The organism is Streptomyces sp. HSW2009 (genome assembly GCF_040240285.1).
Lineage (GTDB): Bacteria > Actinomycetota > Actinomycetes > Streptomycetales > Streptomycetaceae > Streptomyces.
Genome location: NZ_JBEHZD010001193.1, coordinates 1 through 347, shown reverse-complemented (window position 1 = coordinate 347; position 347 = coordinate 1). Strand labels below are relative to the sequence as shown.

At 80.4% G+C, this 347-nt stretch carries 1 protein-coding gene; it reads left to right on the top strand.

Annotated elements, in window-relative coordinates; translation table 11 throughout:
- Positions 1-256: response regulator transcription factor (locus tag AAHZ94_RS35165; RefSeq protein ID WP_349997700.1), on the top strand; the 256-nt coding region annotated here is incomplete at its 5' end.
- Positions 257-347: the final 91 nt, after the last annotated feature.

Genomic DNA, 347 nt, shown 5'->3' with positions numbered 1-347 from the left:
CCCCCGGGGGGGGGGGGGGCGGGGGCCCAAGCCGGCGGCGGGCCCGGGCGTCGACGCCCGGCTGGCCGGGCTCACCCCGCGCCAGCACCAGATAGCGGAGCTGGTGGCCGAGGGCATGACCAACCGGCAGATCGCCCGCTCCCTTGAGCTGTCGGAGTGGACCGTCGTCAACCACCTGCGGCAGGTGATGAACAAGCTGGAGTGCCCGTCCCGGGTGCACGTCACCCGCATCGTGCAGCAGACGGCGGCCGGCTGATGGAGGGCGGCCACCCGGCCGCGGCCCGCGGGCCCCCCCCGCGGCGGGGCCGGGGGGGGGGGGGTGGGCCGCCGGGCCCGGGGGCGGGGGG